Origin of the sequence: Maribacter sp. 4U21 (assembly GCF_002742365.1) — a bacterium.
GTDB lineage: Bacteria > Bacteroidota > Bacteroidia > Flavobacteriales > Flavobacteriaceae > Maribacter.
In genome coordinates this window covers 146,042-164,350 of sequence record NZ_MDGN01000009.1, presented here as the reverse complement: position 1 = coordinate 164,350, position 18,309 = coordinate 146,042, and the positions used below count along the sequence as shown (strand labels likewise).

The 18,309-nt window shown below is 37.4% G+C and carries 14 protein-coding genes and 1 CRISPR repeat array (1 of these 15 running past the window's edge); of the genes, 6 read left to right on the top strand and 8 right to left on the bottom strand.

Annotation, left to right across the window (positions count from 1 at the left end):
* Positions 1–797: a CRISPR direct-repeat array (repeat unit 46 nt; unit sequence GTTGTGAATTGCTTTCAGTTCTTTAATTTTAAGGATGATTCACAGG); it reaches 3,111 nt to the left of the window's first position.
* 363 nt (positions 798–1,160) lie between these two features.
* The 3 genes from cas2 to cas9 all read right to left on the bottom strand — a co-directional run bounded on the left by cas2 (position 1,161) and on the right by cas9 (position 6,755).
* Entirely contained in the window at positions 1,161–1,508 is a 348-nt protein-coding gene (gene cas2, locus BFP77_RS02195; RefSeq protein ID WP_099572442.1) for a CRISPR-associated endonuclease Cas2, read from the bottom strand.
* 66 nt (positions 1,509–1,574) lie between these two features.
* Complete coding sequence (gene cas1 / locus BFP77_RS02190; protein ID WP_099572441.1) at positions 1,575–2,492, bottom strand: type II CRISPR-associated endonuclease Cas1; 918 nt, start codon at positions 2,490–2,492, stop codon at positions 1,575–1,577.
* 3 nt (positions 2,493–2,495) lie between these two features.
* Positions 2,496–6,755 carry a type II CRISPR RNA-guided endonuclease Cas9 gene (gene cas9 / locus BFP77_RS02185; protein WP_099572440.1) on the bottom strand — a complete coding sequence of 1,420 codons (4,260 nt, stop codon included), beginning with the start codon at positions 6,753–6,755 and terminating at the stop codon, positions 2,496–2,498.
* A gap of 693 nt (positions 6,756–7,448) precedes the next feature.
* On the opposite strand from cas9, the gene BFP77_RS02175 reads away from it, so the two are divergent.
* The gene (locus BFP77_RS02175) at positions 7,449–8,192 is read left to right on the top strand and encodes a head GIN domain-containing protein (protein WP_099572439.1); all 744 of its coding nucleotides are present in this window, start codon (positions 7,449–7,451) and stop codon (positions 8,190–8,192) included.
* Between the two features lie 167 nt (positions 8,193–8,359).
* On the opposite strand, the gene BFP77_RS02170 is transcribed toward BFP77_RS02175, so the two are convergent.
* Both BFP77_RS02170 and BFP77_RS02165 read right to left on the bottom strand, forming a co-directional pair.
* The gene (locus BFP77_RS02170) at positions 8,360–10,432 is read right to left on the bottom strand and encodes a M16 family metallopeptidase (protein WP_099572438.1); all 2,073 of its coding nucleotides are present in this window, start codon (positions 10,430–10,432) and stop codon (positions 8,360–8,362) included.
* 7 nt (positions 10,433–10,439) lie between these two features.
* Positions 10,440–11,762, bottom strand: coding sequence for a M16 family metallopeptidase (locus tag BFP77_RS02165; RefSeq protein WP_099572437.1), 1,323 nt, complete (start codon positions 11,760–11,762; stop codon positions 10,440–10,442).
* A 181-nt stretch (positions 11,763–11,943) separates the two neighbouring features.
* On the opposite strand from BFP77_RS02165, the gene BFP77_RS02160 reads away from it, so the two are divergent.
* The 4 genes from BFP77_RS02160 (at position 11,944) to BFP77_RS02145 (ending at position 14,247) form a co-directional block, all read left to right on the top strand.
* The gene (locus BFP77_RS02160) at positions 11,944–12,399 is read left to right on the top strand and encodes a DUF4199 domain-containing protein (protein ID WP_099572436.1); all 456 of its coding nucleotides are present in this window, start codon (positions 11,944–11,946) and stop codon (positions 12,397–12,399) included.
* A 98-nt stretch (positions 12,400–12,497) separates the two neighbouring features.
* Positions 12,498–13,181 carry a 50S ribosomal protein L21 gene (rplU, locus tag BFP77_RS02155; RefSeq protein WP_099572435.1) on the top strand — a complete coding sequence of 228 codons (684 nt, stop codon included), beginning with the start codon at positions 12,498–12,500 and terminating at the stop codon, positions 13,179–13,181.
* A 63-nt stretch (positions 13,182–13,244) separates the two neighbouring features.
* Positions 13,245–13,505, top strand: coding sequence for a 50S ribosomal protein L27 (gene rpmA / locus BFP77_RS02150; RefSeq protein WP_099572434.1), 261 nt, complete (start codon positions 13,245–13,247; stop codon positions 13,503–13,505).
* Between the two features lie 160 nt (positions 13,506–13,665).
* Positions 13,666–14,247: a DUF3332 domain-containing protein gene (locus BFP77_RS02145; protein WP_099572433.1), complete on the top strand. Its 582-nt coding sequence runs from the start codon at positions 13,666–13,668 to the stop codon at positions 14,245–14,247.
* 69 nt (positions 14,248–14,316) lie between these two features.
* Here the strand turns inward: BFP77_RS02145 and BFP77_RS02140 are convergent, their stop codons facing one another.
* From BFP77_RS02140 to ahcY, 3 genes are all read right to left on the bottom strand, one after another.
* Positions 14,317–14,838 (bottom strand): 5' nucleotidase, NT5C type, encoded by a 522-nt coding sequence (locus BFP77_RS02140; protein WP_099572432.1) that lies wholly within the window; start codon positions 14,836–14,838, stop codon positions 14,317–14,319.
* Between the two features lie 98 nt (positions 14,839–14,936).
* The gene (locus BFP77_RS02135; protein WP_099572431.1) at positions 14,937–16,040 is read right to left on the bottom strand and encodes an SDR family oxidoreductase; all 1,104 of its coding nucleotides are present in this window, start codon (positions 16,038–16,040) and stop codon (positions 14,937–14,939) included.
* 116 nt (positions 16,041–16,156) lie between these two features.
* On the bottom strand, positions 16,157–17,473 hold the full coding sequence (gene ahcY / locus BFP77_RS02130) for an adenosylhomocysteinase (protein WP_099572468.1): 1,317 nt from the start codon (positions 17,471–17,473) through the stop codon (positions 16,157–16,159).
* 82 nt (positions 17,474–17,555) lie between these two features.
* Here ahcY and BFP77_RS02125 point away from each other — a divergent pair, with 82 nt between their 5' ends.
* A complete protein-coding gene (locus tag BFP77_RS02125; RefSeq protein WP_099572430.1) occupies positions 17,556–18,191 on the top strand; it encodes a 4'-phosphopantetheinyl transferase family protein in 636 nt (211 codons plus the stop codon).
* The last annotated feature ends 118 nt before the right edge of the window (positions 18,192–18,309 follow it).

The window sequence follows — 18,309 nt, the reverse complement described above, 5'->3', positions numbered from 1 at the left end:
AATTGCTTTCAGTTCTTTAATTTTAAGGATGATTCACAGGAAGTTTTAGTGTTTGTGCTTATGCCTTTAGTTGTGAATTGCTTTCAGTTCTTTAATTTTAAGGATGATTCACAGGCGGATATTGTAAGAAAGTTGAACCGACTTAGTTGTGAATTGCTTTCAGTTCTTTAATTTTAAGGATGATTCACAGGATTTTATTTAAATATTAAAATCGTTAGTAGTTGTGAATTGCTTTCAGTTCTTTAATTTTAAGGATGATTCACAGGTTTTTTCGGTCGTGTAGGAGGTGTTTGTAAGTTGTGAATTGCTTTCAGTTCTTTAATTTTAAGGATGATTCACAGGTTGAACTGTGACAGGGAAGGAATGATTATAGTTGTGAATTGCTTTCAGTTCTTTAATTTTAAGGATGATTCACAGGGAGCCTGCAAGAAAAGCAAAGGCACGTTGGTTGTGAATTGCTTTCAGTTCTTTAATTTTAAGGATGATTCACAGGGAAACATTGTGATTATGTAGAAAACAGTAAGTTGTGAATTGCTTTCAGTTCTTTAATTTTAAGGATGATTCACAGGCTATTGTATTATCATTGTTGTAGAAAGAAAGTTGTGAATTGCTTTCAGTTCTTTAATTTTAAGGATGATTCACAGGTTAGAAACGGGTTGGGTAACTGGACAAATAGTTGTGAATTGCTTTCAGTTCTTTAATTTTAAGGATGATTCACAGGAATAAAATAATATGTTTACCAACTAATGTAGTTGTGAATTGCTTTCAGTTCTTTAATTTTAAGGATGATTCACAGGATACTTGTTGTAATTGGCTGGTATCCTGTTTTTTATGGTTAGTTGTAGAAGTAGTGAAATTAAGCTTTATTTGACGGTTTTAACTAAACGCTTTTTTTGTTTTTGTGATGCTAAAAAAAGAAGTAATGCTCCAAAAGAGTTGTTTAGCTCATGTGAATTTTATTTTTAATGCTATTCGCTGAAACCCGTAAACTCGATTTCCAGTTCTTTAATTCTTGTCCTGAGCAAAGTTGAAGGGTAAGGATGATTTACAGGATACTTGATGTAACTATCTGATATCCTGTTTTTATGGGATTGGATGGAAATTTAAAAATGAGCCGCCATGATGAGGTCTCGACTGTGCTCGACCAGAAAATCAGTTTTCTAAAAAAGCTCCAACTGCTGGCTTGGGGGTTCTGGTTCCACTTCTTTTTGACCGTGAAACAATTCCATCATACCAAATTGTTTGTCGGTAATTTGCATAATGCCCACCTTGCCTTTTTTAGGGAGTGCATTTTTTGTTCGTTTTATATGTACTGTGGCATTTTCTCTGCTTGGGCAAAAACGTAGGTATATGCTAAATTGGAACATGGCAAAGCCATCATTCAATAAATCTTTACGAAACCTGGCGGCATACTTTCGCTCTGTTAAAGTTTCGGTCGGTAAAAAAAAAAATACAAGTACCCACATACTACGGTATTGGTTTAAACGGCTTAAACGGTTTTGATTCATTTTATGATCTTTATCATTCCTGCCTTGGCAAGAATCCAATTTTACACCTCTCTCAATCCTTCCTTATTAGGAGGGAGGCCCAATTGTCTGAAATTCTGGATACAAAACTTTCCGGCTACTGCCCAAAAAACATTCGTACAAGCTATTGGTGGTACGGCTCATAGCATTCATTAACGGGCTTTGCTTGCCGTCAATGGTCACGTCCATTGCGGGTATGCATAACAGTTCACTCTTTATATTGGTGTTCAGTTCTGCAATTTGGGCGCCCGTTTCTACAATTTCATAGACCATGGCATCCACAAAGGGTCGGTAAGGCTCCATGATATCATCTGCAAGGCAAAAGGCATTGTATTTATTACGATGGAAGATACCAACCGAAGGTAGCATGCCACTGCTGACCAAGGCTCTGGCGGTTACCGCTCGTAAAATGGCATAACCATAGTTGAGCAAATTGTTGGGAGGTACGCCCTTTTGGTTGCGGCTAAAACCCCCCACCTCGTCGAACAGGTTTTGAAAATAATAGGCAGCTGCCAAAGCCTCATGATTTTCATGGTCATCGGTCTTTACGGCCTTGGCCCAGCGTTTCAATTTTAGGGCATTTTTTGAACGGGCCAATAAATGGTTGGCTTGGTTCTCAATTTTGGCAATGACCGTTTGTTGCCACAATTGTTTTTTGAGGGGTTGGCTGGCATTCAATTGATACCGTATGCGTTCGGTCTGCTCGGTATGGCCCACCAAAGGCTGTAAGAACGAAATGGGCAAATGTTGTTGGTTGCAGGTGATAACGGCTGTTTTGTTTTGTACCAACTTCATTAACAACCCATTGGTTATCGTAATTTGTGGGTCTTCCAAGACCACATATCCCAAGTCTTCAATGGGGATGGTGGCTTCCTTTTTAGCTTCCTCTGGAAAGTTGACCACCAACTGTTCGTTGCGGGTACTCAGATAGGCCGGGTTGCCGAAAAAGAGGGTGCGTTTTATCATAACTCAAAATTTCCAAGTTATAGTGCCATCTAATTGCATTTCAAAATCTTTGCCTTCAATTGCAAAATTCCAGTTTCCAGATGTCAATCTCATTAGAGGTTGATTTTCATATTTGCCAAATAATGCAGCTTCCTTATATCCTTTCGGTAAAGATTTAACTATGTCAGTATTTGAACCAGAAACTAAGTGATGTTTGAATTTTATTTTATTTGAGTCCGCTTCAAACTGATACATTTTATAAATTCTTTGAGATAATTCCTCTTTTGTTAACTCGATAAGTTCATCTAAACTTTCCTTATAAAAAATTGCTTTTTGTCCAGCTTTTAATATCGTATATAAGGGCAACTGTACTTTTTTCCTAATGACTGAATTAAAGTGTGGGATTTCAAAAAAATCTTTCTCACTTTGTATGTCAAGTTTAGCCAGGTCAAAAATTCCTATAATGCTGATAGCTCGTTCTTCATTCCCTTTTACAATTCCTTTATAATACAAGCAGTAAACATTCTCACCATTTTGGGCATAGGTTGTTTGTTTGTATTCTTTACTTGAAACAAAAGTATGTTTATGAGGCTGAACTGCCGTTGCGTGCTTTAACCTCTCAAAACATCTAATGTGCCTTATTCTATTTACTCTGCCTCCTTTTTTATTAAGCATATAGATGCCTTTTTCTAAGGCATCTTTAAAACTTTCAGCCTGCGAAACCTGACCTTTTATTCTTTGAAAAAGTGCCTGGTCTACGATAACTTTTTCTATGTCTTCTAGCTTTTTAAAACCTGGACTAGCGGCATCTTTGGCGTACAAAAGTGGTTTTCTTATAACAAGTCTTACCTCGTTTTCAAGTAGCATTTTTTTATTCTCATCGAAAATGATTTTACCCAAATCATCCCGCTTGGGTTGTTTTATTCCTCCATAAAGAGATTCACCGTGTAATTGCCCTCTTATGGTATCGCCTTTTGCCCACTTAACATTACCCTTTTTATCATAATCTATTTTCCCACGTTTTCTAACCTTTTTAAAAGTTGGAGTGAGTGTTCGGTAGTCTTTTAAGTTATTGATAAAGGTTTCTTTTTCAATATTTATGATAAAGCTTGGGGTAAAGTCTTCCCAATTTTGCGGTTGTTCATGATAGGTTTTACCTGTACGGTTATCTTTTTCTAATTGATATTTTTTTATGATTTCGTCACGATATATTGGTTTAGGTATCAAGGTAAGAATAGCACCATCTATGGCGTGATGACTATGTTTAGAGCGGTCTTTTTTATCGCTTGACACCTTTACACGATATACTTCTTTGAAGATATTTACAACATTTCCTTTTTGAACCTCAACTCTATTGAACACTGTTTTAAGGTAGGGAACAGCATACTTGGTCATTATTTGTGTATCTCTCAACTGGCTATTACGCCACTTCGATTTATACTCTTCAATGGTAAAGGTGTTTAGTTTTTGTTTTAAATAATCTAAGTCAAATTTTAATTGATGACGCTTTTGAATATAAGAATCCTTTATTTCTTTAGTACTGGCATAGCTTGTTCTTTTAACGTATTCATCAATTTGCTTTTCTAAATCTGTAATTTTACTCCACTTAACTACTCTGATATCTTCTTTTTTACCACGCTTTTTTATGGTTTTCTTTTCAACCGTTCGTTTACCAAAAATGGCTTCAATATTTTTAATGATGGGTTGTATTGGTCTGCCGTTAAATAGACCATCTGCATTGTAATTATTTAATTGTGTAGGATATCTTTTTCCTTTTATATTAGCGTTATAATCTTTATTCGCGAGTGTTAGATTTTTTAACTCATTATCAAAACTGATACTTGCTGGAATAGTGTGCTCAATATCAAAATGTTCACCATTGAGTAAGTCGCTTTTATTTATAGTCTCCCCAGTATACAGGCACTTTTTGCCTTGCTCCTCCCATAGGCGAATTTTTCTTATTAAGTGTTTGTCTTCAGGGTTATAAGAAGTGCCGGATTCATTATTTATTTCTTCAATAATTTTTTTAAAGTTATTATTCTCTCTTTCTCTTTGTTTTTGCCACCTTTCAAGAGCTACGCGATAATTTGCGTTATTTAATTCCCTAGCTATTTCAACCACTATTCTGGTGTGCGTATCAATTTGGTTGGTCTGTAACAAATAATTCAATAAATGTTTGAGTTTATGCAGGGTTTTTAAAGCCATAGGATTTTTAAACCCCTTACTAATGGGTTCCGGACTTTCTAACAATTTGATTGAAATTCCTTCAATCTCAGCATTCGGATTCTTTTTTAAAAAGGCTTCCATTTCATTTTCATTGACATAGACCGTTTTATTTTTTAGTGTTACCTTCTCATGATTTGATGCATTGGGATATTTCTCTTGTTCAGATGGATGCCATAAATACTTTATATTCTCATTGGCAACTTGATAATGCTCTTGTATGTAATTAAAAATATGTTGATGAATACGAGGCTGCTCAATAAATGCGCCTTTTTTAGCTTGAAAAGGTTTCTGTAAAAAAGACTTATACTCATTAGCTATGTAATCTAAGTAACTTTTCTGTTCCTCTATATTTGTTTCTTTCCAAGTTTTTTCACCAAGTTCTTCAATTACTTTGTGTTGTATTAGGGCATGGTCAGATGCATCTAAATCTCCATTTTTATTCAAATGATAATCCCCATTCGATATTAATTCATATTTGAATAATCCATTTAGAACATTATTGAGTTTTCTTTTAGTAGCGACTTCTTCGTATATAACATCAATTTCACTTGCAAAATGGTCTATAAATGCAGCGGACACTTGGTGTGTTCCCAAAACCTTTTGAATATTCGCCATATACACGGCTTTTGAATAGATGAACCCTTTTTTAAGGTAGGGAAGAATTTTTTTTATGGCAGAAAGACTTAATGTGGCGTAGCCTTGTTGCAGTTTGATTTTAGAAAATTTAATGGCTTTTTGTTCATTGAGCTTTAATTTTTCCAATGCAAATTCTTTTAACTTTTCTCCACTATCAAAGGTTGCTAGTACATGCCAAATATCTTCAAAACTATAGGTGGCAGTTGCTTTCTTTTTTGGTTGTTCTTGTCTTAGAAAAGCATGGTCCCAACCAAGATTACCTTTCCACTCTTCACCAAAAAAGTCTTTAAAATTTTTAAGCAATTTTGCAGAAAGCACTTTTGTTTTGTCTCGATTGGAATAACCAGAATTAATGATCGCACCGTCCTTATTTAGCTGTTTCAAGATGGTGTTTAAGCTAAAATCGTTACCTGATTTATAGAATATTGGATAAATTATTTCATTTAAATACCTACCCTGTTCCCATCCGTCAGGTGCTTGTATTTTTAGATTATTGATAAAAACCCAAGTGCGATATTCTTCATACAACGGATGACTTACAGGTGCTCTTCTTTTATTTTTCTCATAAGTGCAAAGTCCTACCAAACCCTTTTGAGTACGTAAGGGTCGTTGCCAAATAATTGCTTTGTGTAGTTTTGAGTAGAATTCTTCGCTAAGGTTTTGAACTTTACAAATTAATTTCAGCTCATTTTCATAGTCTTTTCGAAGGTTGTATCGTTGACGAATTCTAATTTTTTCTGAATCTTTAGATTTTTCTTTTTGATAATAATATAAAGCTGCTCCTAAACTTTTGTGTTGAACTATATATTCGGCAATAGCATCTCTACCTTTGGTGGTGCCATCTTTAGAACCTTTGAGCATTGTTTTTGCTTCTTCTTCATCCCTGCCTTTAAAACCACGTCTTTGAACAAGTTGATAAAAAACACGTCCTAATATTTCGGGGTTGTCAATAAAAACACCTTTGTCAGTATCAGTTTCGCTAATTGCTTTTGCTCTAAATACATAATAACTTTCGTGCTTATCACTACCAAACAAATGAAAGTCGGGTTTTCCGTCACTATTAAAATCAAAACGTAACCAATTTATAAATGCTTCGGTTTGTGGATATTGACGTCCCTTTCTTTTCGTATATTTTCTCCAATCATTTAATTCGTCTAAAGTCAAGGGGCACATGCCTTGTTTTATTAAAAAAGCTAACAGCTCCCATTTTCTATATTTTTCTGCTTGGTAGTTTCTACGTTTTCCCCTACTTTCTGTACGTTTTTTTACTTTAGGAAACTCGATACCTTTTTCTTCGCCAACTCCTTTGTCAAAAATTAATACGCCTTTTTTAATTATTTGGTTGTCACTAGCGGTAATGTCCCTTATTGCCCATCCAATAGAGTTAGTGCCAAGGTCAATTCCTAAAGTTAAGTTGCTCATATTTTGTTTTTACTTATATTTATAATCTGAAAGCTTTTCACAATAAGGCTATAAGCCGAAGAAAAATCTTAAATCCTGCGTACTCCGCGGGATTTTTTCGTTTTGTAGCCTTATGAATAGAAAATTGTTGAGCCTAAAATTCGCAGACAAGTTTTATTAGTCTACAAGGTTTTTGCTCAGGGTGATTGTTGGCTTTTAGCCAATTAAAGGACTTTTTGGATTTCATGAGTTAGGTTCTAGGTTACTAATGGTTGTTTGGTTTTTTAAAAGCTTAAGAGCAAAGCTTCGGAGAAGATAAGATAACCCCTACAGTATTCAAAGAAAGATATACAAGATTTTGTTTTTTGGGGAGCAATTCCTTTATTTATGTTACTGATTGTTTCTTTTTGCATTTGCGGAAACCGAAATAGATAGTGGTGTTACCGCGGTACTAAATTCTTTAGTACCTCTATTTACACTTTTCGTTTATTTACACTTTTCGTTGGCTTGTTGGAGGCTGGTAGATGGTGCAACTTTCAGTATTAAGCAACTGGGAGCTTCATTATTTATCTTGGTCGGAGTGTATTTGGTAAATAAAAAACGAATGAAAACCGCATAATTTTAAATAAGGTGTAACAAAATAAGTTTCATGCAGTCTTTAAGGGGAAGTCCAATCAAAAACAAAAATAAATCATCTTAAGAAAACGAACAGTCATGAAAAAATCAAATGTAATATTTATAGCACTTTTTTGCTTAGCCTTAGGAGCTTTTGCTCAAACCAAAACGGTAAAAGTAGACGCCTTTGAAAAAGTTATTATAAGTCCCCATATAGAGGTAGAATTGGTACAGGGTTCAGAGGAATCCGTTCGTATTGAAAATGCTAAGGTTGCTTTGGATAAGATTAATATCAAGGTAGAAGGAAATACGCTCCGGGTATATCTGGACGGGGCTAAAACAGTGACCAAATCCGAACGTGTTTCAACCGACAAATGGAAAGGAAAAAAATCTATTTATAATGGTACTATGGCAACTGCGAAGATTACGTACAAGACCTTAAAGAACTTGTCTATTCGAGGAGAGGAAGTTGTTAAGGTAAAGGGCGTTATGGAGCAAGAAGATTTAAAGTTATCCATTTATGGGGAGTCGAAGGTTTATTTTGACCATCTTAATTTAGAGGAATTAACCGTTGCCATCTACGGAGAAAGTTACTTGGAGATAGCAGAAGGAGAGGTAAAGAGACAAGTGTTCAGGGCGTATGGCGAGAGTGAGGTAAATGCACTTGAAATGGGAAATAGCGAGACAAAAATAACTGCTTATGGCGAGAGTAATTTTCGTGTAAACGTTTCCGATAGGTTAAAGGTAACTTGTTACGGAGAAACAACGATAAATTATACCGGAGATGCCAATGTGGATAAGGGAATAGTGATCGGAGAGGCAGAAGTTAGAAAGATTGGATAGTGTTTATTACTCATGTTTATAAAAAAACCCGCTCATTTGAGCGGGTTTTTTTTTGGTTCTGTACACTACCTCGGGGCAAGCCCGCGAGGCATTCAAAGGAAAATCACATTTAATTTCAACGCAAGCGCCCGAGCATATAAATCTCGATTATCGAGTAAATGTTTGTTCTATTCGAAATCCGCTGGGGACACGCCGTCGTTCACCTTTATCTCGGTTACTATGAATTCTATGTTCTGTGGTCCCATGCTCTGCGTAATTTTATAAGGAAACAGAATGCCTGATACTTCCTTATAGTCATCGAACATTAAAGTCTGCTTTACTTGCTGACCTTGCATTTCGGCTATGGTAACTTCTTGTAACTTTAAACCGGTTTCTGCGTCGTAATAAACAGTTTTAGTGTCTGTAACTTTTATTTTGTAAGCTTTTTTGTCACCTACGGTTTCCATACCGTCTAAAGCTATGCCCCCTACCGCCAAATAATTGAGCTCCGGGAACGTTGCTGATTCCGCTTTAACTTTTTCAATTTCTTCGGGAGACAAATCTTTGCGTTGTCCTTGACCAACAGCGTATCCTTTATCGCCATCCAAAACTTGCTTGCTTACGGAATTACCCATCATTTTTACGTCTTGCATAAACTGGTCTTTGGAAGTTTTTTTCATTTCCATTTCCAGTTTCATACCCTGCATTTCGGCAGTTGCGCTCATTGCATAGGATTCAACACTCTCCAATTTTGATTTCCCCCCTATGGCATCAACATATTTTTCAATGATGGCTGTAGCTGTTAATCCTTCTGGCATTTCAGCATTGTAATCTGGTTTTGCAGTTTTCTTCCCTGTTTTATCGTAATAAAGAACAGGTATTTTTTTTCCGTTTACACTGACTTTTTCTAGGTTCTCCAAAACTTCACTTCCTTTTCCGGCTACAACTACCCTGGCGTTACTGGTACTAAAGTATTTTTTTGCCGCATTTTGAACGTCTTCAATGCTTATGTCGTCTATACGTTCCAAATAAGTCTTGTAAAAATCCTTTGGTAGTCCTTCCTTTTCAATATTCAGTGCGTAGTTGGCAATGGTTTGGGGCTGTTCCAAGGCCAAAACAAACCTTCCGGTGTACTTGGCCTTTGTATTGGCCAATTCCTTTTCCGTAACGGGCTCATTAACTATTTGGTCGATTTCTTTGAGGATTTCCACTACGGAACTATCGGTAACCACGTTCCTTACACTAGCTGTGGCACGAAACCTAGAAACTTCATACTTATCATTGCCTATTGCCGAGTAAGAACCATACGTATAGCCTTTATCCTCTCTTAAGTTTAGAAACAGGCGTCCTTCTCCTCCTCCTCCAAGAATTTGGTTAGCGACCAATGCAGGTAAATAATCATCATCTTTCATTTTCAGCTCTACCAAATTTTGAACCGCTATTTCGGATTGTACCGCGTTGGGCATGTCTACAAAATTTATTTGCGTGTACTGTGCATCATTGGGTTGCGAAAAGCTTAAGGATGGTGGTACGGCCTTTGTCCATGAGGTAAAATTTTCCTCTGTTAATTTCTTTACCTGATCAAAGGTTACGTCTCCAATAACTACGAGGTAGGCATTTGCAGGCACAAAGTACTTCCGATAAAACTGAAGCACATCGGTCAACTTTACATTGTTAACGGTCTCTTCCGTAGTAAATTCCCCGTAAGGATGGTCTTTGCCATAGGCTAATGCCCTTTGAACCCTTCCTGCAATCGCGGAAACATCCTTTTCCTCGGCTTTTAGTCCGGTAATCAATTTTGCTTTTTCCTTTTCAAATTCCTCTTGCGTAAAGTTGGGATTTATGGCAGCATCTGCCATAAGCTCCATCATTCTAGGGAAATACTTGGATAACGAACTGGCAAAGGCACTTTGGGAACCAAAACTTAAACGCGCCCCTAAAAAATCTATTTCTTCATTGAAGTCGTCCTTGCTAATGTTCTTTGAACCCAGACCGAGAAGACTGCCTGTTAAGCTAGATACCCCTGCCTTATCTCCTTCTAGGATAGGTGGGTTGTCAATGGTGAGTTGTATGGATACCCTTGGTAACTTATGGTTTTCAACAACCATCACTTTAAGGCCGTTACTCAGTTCAAAGCTTTCTGGTTCTGCTAAATTTATTTCTGGGGCAGGACCAGGTTTCGGCATTATGGACCGATCTACTTGTGCTTGCACTCCAAATGTGGCCAAAGCCGCGATAAATAATATATATAGTTTTTTCATTACAATTTTAGTTTGCAGGTTTTTCTTCAGGTAAATAATCTATAAGAACACGCTGATTGGTGTTCAGGTGTTTTTTCGCTACTTCCATGATTTCTTCGCGAGTTATAGAACGGTAAATTTCTATTTCTTTATTGATAAGTTCGGTATCACCGTAAAGCACATGATATCTAGCAAGGGAATTGGCAATTCCTTCAACGCTAGAATTAGAATTTACGAATTGGTTTTCAAACTTATTTTGAAGTTTCTGATAATCGTTCTCAGAGATAAGTTCTGTTCTAACTTTAGCGATTTCCTCTTCCATTTCCGCCACTAAAGTTTCCAATGAAGTTTCACCTACAGGAAGGGCAAAAACCAAATACATACTATAATCCTCTTGTGGAATATTAAAAGCGCCTACTTGTAAAGCTTGCTTTTGCTCATCTACCATCTTCTTGTAAAGCTTTGAACTTTTTCCATCGCTTAAATAGGTAGATATCATATCAAGAACATAAGCATCGCGTTCCGCAAATCCTGGTGTTCTATAAGCAATACCTGCGGCAGGGATTTGAATATTGGCGTCGTAAGCTTTTACTCTAACCTCTTCCGTAATAGGGTCTTCCTTAGGGAAATTTCTAACGATATCGGCACCTCTTGGGATTGGTGCAAAATAGTCGTTGATAATTTTTTTAGTTTCTGCGATATCAATATCACCTGCAACAACTAAAGCAGCGTTGTTGGGAACATAGTACTTCTTGTTATAGGCAACAACATCTTCTAACGTAGCGGCATCCAAGTCTTTCATATACCCAATATTAGGGTCCTTGTAGGGGTGCTTTTTAAAGAGGTTTGCCCCAAGTACTGGTAATAATTGACCGTAGGGCGAGTTGTCGTAACGAAGTCTTTTCTCTTCTTTAACAACTTCTTGCTGGGTATCGATACCCTTCTGGTCAATGATGGGATGTAACATGCGTTCGGCTTCCATCCAAAGGCCTAGTTTTAAGTTATTGGAGGGAAAAACTTCATAGTAGTACGTTCTGTCCTGAGAGGTGTTCGCATTGTTCTTACCTCCGTTGGATGAAACAATTTCAAACCATTTACCTTTCTCTATGTTTTCTGTTCCTTCGAACAATAAGTGTTCAAAAAAATGGGCGAATCCGGTTCTGCCTTCTGTTCTATCCTTACCTCCCACATGATACATGACTGCGGTTGTTACCACCGGAGCACTATTATCTTTATGAAGTATTACATGTAGGCCATTGTCCAATTCGTACTCTTCGTACTTTACCTCTTGGGCAATGCTTACTACACCGGAAAATAAAATGGCCGAGGCCATGAGTAGTTTGTTTTTCATTTTGTCTAGTGTTTAATTTTCATACTTCACATAAGGATGAAGTTTGTTTTAATTGTTACACGAATTTAAGGTTTTGTGGGAAGATTAATTAAAGAAGCTTTTTCATTTAACAAGAAATTAGATACTTTTAAGATCCTTATTCATTAACTTCTTCTAAACTGATGAACAAAAATCTTAGACTATGAAAAATTACGCGCTTCCCATTAGATTTGGTATCGCCGCTTCCGGATGTTTAATTGCATATTTTTTAATACTTTCTCTATTGGGGATTCACACAAACGTTTTTTACAGCCTTTTTAATGCCGTGGTAACGGGATTCGCTATTTATGAAGCGATTAAATATTACAAATTGAAAAAGGGAACTTCTTTTAGTTATGGAAATGGATTTATTGCAGGGTTGATAACAGGGGGTGTGGCGACACTCATTTTTACCTTGTTCTTTGCATTGTATGCTACCGAGTTGAATCCTGGTTTTCTAGAAGAACTTTCTACCAAATGGGCCAAGGAATATGAGAGCTTTGAAGCCATTGTTTTCTTGGTCGTTGCCATAATGGGCTTTAGTACCACTTTGGTATTAACACTGTCATTTATGCAGCTTTTCAAATCCTCTAATAATTTAAAGTCTAAAAGCGCGTAAATTCTAACAAAAAGCCTTGTAGATTAATCAATAAGAAGTATATTTGCAGCCGCCTTTGGAAAAAATCCAATAGGTTTTAATTATACATTTTTAACAATATGTACGCAATTGTAGAGATGGCAGGGCAGCAGTTTAAAGTTGCGAAAGACCAAAAAGTGTACGTTCACCGTTTGCAAACAGAAGAAGGAAAAAAGGTAACTTTTGACAATGTTCTTCTTTTAGACGACGGTAAGAACGTAACCATTGGCGCCCCGGCTATAGACGGAGCCGCTGTTGAGGCCAAAGTCATTAAGCACCTAAGAGGTGACAAGGTAATTGTCTTTCACAAGAAAAGACGTAAAGGTTACAGAAAGAAAAACGGACACCGACAGTCATTGACTGAAATCGTAATAGAAAGTATTGTTGCGAAAGGTGCAAAGAAAGTAAAAGCGGAGCCTAAAAAGGCCGCTCCTAAAAAAGAGGCTGCGCCAAAAGCAGTAGCCCCCAAGAAAGAAGCTGCTCCCAAAAAAGCTGCTACGCCAAAAGCAACTAAAGCTAAGGCGGACGATTTGAAGAAGGTTGAAGGTATTGGACCTAAAATAGCGGAGACGTTAATTGCTGCAGGTATTTCAACATTCGCTGAATTGGCAAAAGCAAAACCGGCTAAAATCTCAGAAATTATAGCAGATGTTCGTGGTAACCACGTAACGGATACATGGCCTGCACAAGCTAAATTAGCTGCTGAAGGTAAATGGGACGAGCTGAAGAAATGGCAAGATGAATTAGACGGCGGTAAGGCATAATTGTCCACTGCTTAAGTATAACTTATATCCCGACAACGAGCGGGAACTTAAAACCGTAACAAAATGGCACATAAAAAAGGTGTAGGTAGTTCTAAAAACGGTAGGGAATCGGAATCGAAACGCTTAGGCGTTAAGATATTTGGTGGCCAAGCTGCCATCGCTGGTAACATTATCGTTAGACAGCGAGGAACAAGACATAATCCTGGTGAAAACGTATATGCCGGGAAAGACCATACATTACACGCGCGTGTAGATGGTATGGTAAAATTTGAAAAGAAAGCAGGAGGTAAATCCTTTGTTTCTATTGAGCCTTTCGAAGCTTAATAGTACACTTCTTAAAAATTAAGACCCTCACTATATAGTGGGGGTTTTTTTCGTTTTTCGACCATTGTATTTTATAATAGCATTAAAATTAGGAGTATAAGGATTAGTTAATTACGCGATACTAGTTTATTTTTAAACTCAACTAAAAACACACAGAAAAATGAAAAAATCAATCGTTTGCATCGCTATGGCCAGTTTAACATTATTTTCTAGCTGTTTAGGCTCGTTTAGCGCATTTAATAATCTAAAGGAATGGAACCAAGGTGTTTCCGATAGTAAATTCGTTAATAATTTGGTCTTTTGGGGTCTTAACATAATACCGGTTTATGGATTATTCTTTTTAGGGGATACTATTATTTTTAATGTAATAGAGTTTTGGGACGGTACAAATCCCATAGCCATGGAAGAAGGGGAGGAAGAATTACAGATGGTAGAAAAAGATGGTAACACCTTTGAAATGGTTGCAACTAAAAATAGAATTCAGGTTACCGTGGTAAAAGGACCAAAAGAGGGCAAAAAAATTGATTTGGTATACAAGCCAGATGAAAAATCCTGGAACGCAATACGACCAAATGGCGAAATTATTAAGCTGTCATCTTTCGAAGAAGGGTTCTACATTGTATATATGCCCAATGGAAAAGAGGTTAAAATAAATCCCTTAGATTCAAAGGAGCAAGGTTTAGCTTTATTAAGTGAGCATGCGGATTGTTTTTACTTAGAAGGCATGTTGGCCGAAAATTAAATCGATTCACATAGATATAAAAAACAGTCTTTGTTTCTTGGCAAAGGCTGTTTTTCGTTTAAGGAAATATTATTTTAATAACTCTCCAAGCTCCAACCAAGAATCGGCTCTTTCAAAACCTTCTGTATTCACATTATGAGGTGAGGTAAAAAGGATTCCCCGCCCATCAAAATTCTTAAGGTTATAACTACGGTCATCTATTAGGACATCTCCTTTTAAAACGTGTTTGTGGCCACATAGTATTCTGTTCTGCCAAGGTATAAAAGGAAAATACTCATCTAACCAGTCGCTTTTTTCTTCCAGTGAATTGGGGAACTGCATTGCCGCAGATGCGATGTATACATCATGTATCTCGGAAATTCTTAGAAGTACTTCTTGGCTTTGTTCAATTACTTTTAAGTCCCTGAAGAAACCTCTCCTGGCCGCATGCTTGCGAACACTTTCTTGATGGGCTTCCGGAACCATTTTCCATACTTCGGTTCCTGAACATTTTTCTGAAGTTAGGCTTCCGTTAAATTCAGCATTATAAATTTCTATATGTGCGCCGTAGGTGTCCGCTAGCACCTCATCCATATCTACAAATACAACCATTTCATATTATTTAGTACGAAGAACGGTAAAACCGTGAAAAATTAGAAGAGATTGCACAAAAGATAAATTTAAATTAAAGTGCCAATCTTATTGGGGTACTACCACTGCTGATTTTTAAAACCATTAATCTTGGCAAATTTGATGGTTTCTCCTAAATAGTCGTTGAGATTATAAGTTGGCATGGGCAATATTTGTTGCAGTAATGTGGTGTCCCATTCACAAGGTTCGGAGGTGAGGTATGGCGTTAAGTGCACGCCTATGGTGTCGTAATAAAACTGTTCTAGTTTAGACTCAAAACCAGAGGTGGCGTTTACTAAATTCTGCGTAATGCTAAAATTGTCAAAAGCTACCGTCTCTAAGATTTTTGTAATTCCCTTAGTGATATGTGTTGTTTTAGAATGTACGATGTTCAGTTGGTCTATAGCGGTATCTAAAACAGCCACGATAACTTTGGCCGCATAATCTGTTGGAATTATATTCAAACCACTTTCCGTGTTCGCGGTAATACGAACGGTATCCGGGGAGGTGTTTCTATGAAAGAACTTAGCGAAAAGATAAAACACCATATATTTAGAAATAAAGAAATTTGGCGTATCCATAATATTACCACCAAGTACACTTGGCCTTAAAATTTGAACAGGAATGTCTGCAGCCGCTCCTGCTTGGGTCAAGTACTTCTCTGATGCGTATTTTGATGCCTCGTAATGGTTTCTATGTGCTGTAGGAGCGGTCTGTAGATAGTCGTTCTTTAGCAATCCCCCCACATTTCCTGCGGAGAAAGCGGTACTTATGTAAATGAACTTGTCTATATACTCGGCATGGGCCTCAAAGAGGGATTTTGTAAAGTCGTAATTCTCTCTAAAAATCTCATCTTTCGCATCAGGCGAGGTAGATAGGTTAACAAAACCAGCGGAATGTATGAAATGGGTAATTCGCACTCCGCCTAAAAAACGTTCAGGATATAGCATATCCTTTGCGGACACTACCGTGATTTTAGCCCGTATAGCAGTAAGGTTGTTCTTAATGAATTTAGGAGCAAAATCACTTTGTAGCATTTTGCGAATACGTTCTTTAGAAGAAACCAATTTTTTATCTCTAACGGGCAAGTATATGTTTTGAATGCTGGTGAACTTCTCCTCCAATAAGGAAAACAAAATTTGGGAGCCTAAAGTTCCCGTGGCACCGGTAAGTAAAATTTGCATAGCAAGTCCGTTGAGCCTGTAAATATCGCACTAAATAAAGAAACCCTTACGTCCTTTTCAAGAAAAGGCGTAAGGGTTGTACAATTTTTATGGCATTAGCTATGTGAGCGTAGGGCTTAGTATCTGTAATACTCGGGTTTAAAAGGTCCCTCAACGGTTACACCAATATAATCTGCTTGGTCTTTCTTTAGTTCCGTAAGTTCCGCTCCCAAACGCGACAGGTGTAATTTCGCCACTTTTTCATCCAAATGTTTTGGTAGCATGTACACATCGTTTTCATACTTGTCCTTATGGTTCCACAATTCTATTTGTGCCAAAGTTTGGTTAGTAAAGGAGTTACTCATTACAAAACTAGGGTGCCCCGTAGCACAACCTAGATTTACCAATCGGCCTTCGGCCAAAATAATAATATCCTTACCATTAATGGTGTACTTATCTACTTGCGGTTTTATTTCATCTTTGGTATTGCCATGATTGTTGTTCAACCACGCCATATCAATTTCATTGTCAAAATGACCAATATTACAAACGATGGCCTTGTCCTTTAAGGCCTCGAAATGCTCAGCTCTAATAATATCTTTATTTCCCGTAGTGGTAATTACAATGTCTGCGTTCCCGATAACGGTTTCCAGCTTTTTCACTTCAAAACCGTCCATACATGCTTGCAGCGCACAAATAGGGTCAATTTCTGTTACGGTAACAATAGAACCAGCTCCTTTAAAAGATGCTGCGGTACCTTTACCAACGTCTCCATATCCTGCAACGACCACTTTTTTACCCGCTAACATGGTGTCCGTAGCTCTTCGGATGGCATCTACCGCACTTTCACGACAGCCATACTTATTGTCGAATTTGGATTTAGTAACGGAATCGTTCACATTGATTGCGGGCATCGGTAATGTGCCATTTTTTACCCGCTCGTATAAGCGGTGTACACCAGTAGTAGTCTCTTCGGAAAGTCCGTTGATTCCAGAAGCAAGTTCTGGATATCTATCGAGCACCATGTTGGTAAGATCACCTCCGTCATCCAAAATCATATTTAAGGGCTTGCGGTCTTCCCCAAAAAATAAGGTCTGTTCTATACACCAATCGAACTCTTCCTCGTTCATTCCTTTCCAAGCATAGACCGGTACGCCTGCTTCTGCAATGGCAGCGGCAGCCTGGTCTTGTGTAGAGAAGATATTACAAGAACTCCATGTAACTTCCGCACCTAGGGCTACCAAAGTTTCAATAAGGACCGCCGTTTGTATGGTCATATGCAGGCAACCTGCTATACGTGCACCCTTCAAAGGTTGTTCGTCCTTATATTCTTCCCGTAATGCCATTAATCCAGGCATCTCAGCTTCTGCTAAATCAATTTCTTTTCTTCCCCATCCGGCTAGACTGATATCCTTTACTTTATAAGGTACAAATGGAATAGTTTTGGTGCTCATATCTTTTTTTCTTTTTACTTTCGTTTGTAAGCGTATAGCTTTTTTATTGCGCTGCAAAGGTACGAAATAGACAAAGAATCCCATGCCGCTTTACAAAACTATAACAGTAAATAAGGATACTTCCATTGCCATTTGGAAGGTTGAAGAATCAGAAGAATATTTGTCTAAGGGCATCTTCTTGAGTCAAAATTGCCAACTTCGTTATGACGGTATGAAATCTGAAATGCACCGAAGAGCGTTTTTGAGCATTCGTCATCTCCTGGCCTTGTACAATTACGTGGATAAAGATTTAATTTATAATGAAGCGGGCAAACCTCACTTAAAAGATGGCAAATACATCTCAATAACCCATTCCCATAATTTTACGGGCATCATTATTAGTAGTAGTGATGAAGTAGGTATTGATATTGAAATGCAACGTGATAAGATATTAAGGATAGCACATAAATTCACTCCGTTTGAAGAATACAGAACTTTGGCCAATACTGCGGCGATAGTTAGAAAGTTGACCATAGTGTGGGGGGCAAAGGAATCGCTTTATAAAATCTACGGACAACAAGGAATCAGTTTTTTACATCATATAAACATCTCCGATTTCTCTTTTTCGGACGAGAGCACCAGCGCAGAAATAGTATATAAAGGAGACCGATCACAATACAATATTAATTTTTTAGAGTTTGAAGGGTTTACTTGTGTATATGCGCTGCGAGAAGTGTAAGACCTTACTATAATCTTAAAAAACGAAAAACGAAAAACGAAAAACGAAAAACGAGCAACGAACACCGAACAACAAACACCGAACAACAAACACCGAACAACAAACAACGAACAACAAA

Bases quoted from the DNA above. Each gene is read 5' to 3' on its own strand.
- cas9 (WP_099572440.1), bottom strand. From the start codon at position 6,755: ATGAGCAACTTAACTTTAGGAATTGACCTTGGCACTAACTCTATTGGA.
- BFP77_RS02140 (WP_099572432.1), bottom strand. From the start codon at position 14,838: ATGGTTGTATTTGTAGATATGGATGAGGTGCTAGCGGACACCTACGGC.
- BFP77_RS02160 (WP_099572436.1), top strand. From the start codon at position 11,944: ATGAAAAATTACGCGCTTCCCATTAGATTTGGTATCGCCGCTTCCGGA.
- BFP77_RS02175 (WP_099572439.1), top strand. From the start codon at position 7,449: ATGAAAAAATCAAATGTAATATTTATAGCACTTTTTTGCTTAGCCTTA.
- BFP77_RS02135 (WP_099572431.1), bottom strand. From the start codon at position 16,040: ATGCAAATTTTACTTACCGGTGCCACGGGAACTTTAGGCTCCCAAATT.
- BFP77_RS02145 (WP_099572433.1), top strand. From the start codon at position 13,666: ATGAAAAAATCAATCGTTTGCATCGCTATGGCCAGTTTAACATTATTT.
- BFP77_RS02165 (WP_099572437.1), bottom strand. From the start codon at position 11,762: ATGAAAAACAAACTACTCATGGCCTCGGCCATTTTATTTTCCGGTGTA.
- cas2 (WP_099572442.1), bottom strand. From the start codon at position 1,508: ATGAATCAAAACCGTTTAAGCCGTTTAAACCAATACCGTAGTATGTGG.
- rpmA (WP_099572434.1), top strand. From the start codon at position 13,245: ATGGCACATAAAAAAGGTGTAGGTAGTTCTAAAAACGGTAGGGAATCG.
- BFP77_RS02170 (WP_099572438.1), bottom strand. From the start codon at position 10,432: ATGAAAAAACTATATATATTATTTATCGCGGCTTTGGCCACATTTGGA.
- BFP77_RS02125 (WP_099572430.1), top strand. From the start codon at position 17,556: ATGCCGCTTTACAAAACTATAACAGTAAATAAGGATACTTCCATTGCC.
- rplU (WP_099572435.1), top strand. From the start codon at position 12,498: ATGTACGCAATTGTAGAGATGGCAGGGCAGCAGTTTAAAGTTGCGAAA.
- ahcY (WP_099572468.1), bottom strand. From the start codon at position 17,473: ATGAGCACCAAAACTATTCCATTTGTACCTTATAAAGTAAAGGATATC.
- cas1 (WP_099572441.1), bottom strand. From the start codon at position 2,492: ATGATAAAACGCACCCTCTTTTTCGGCAACCCGGCCTATCTGAGTACC.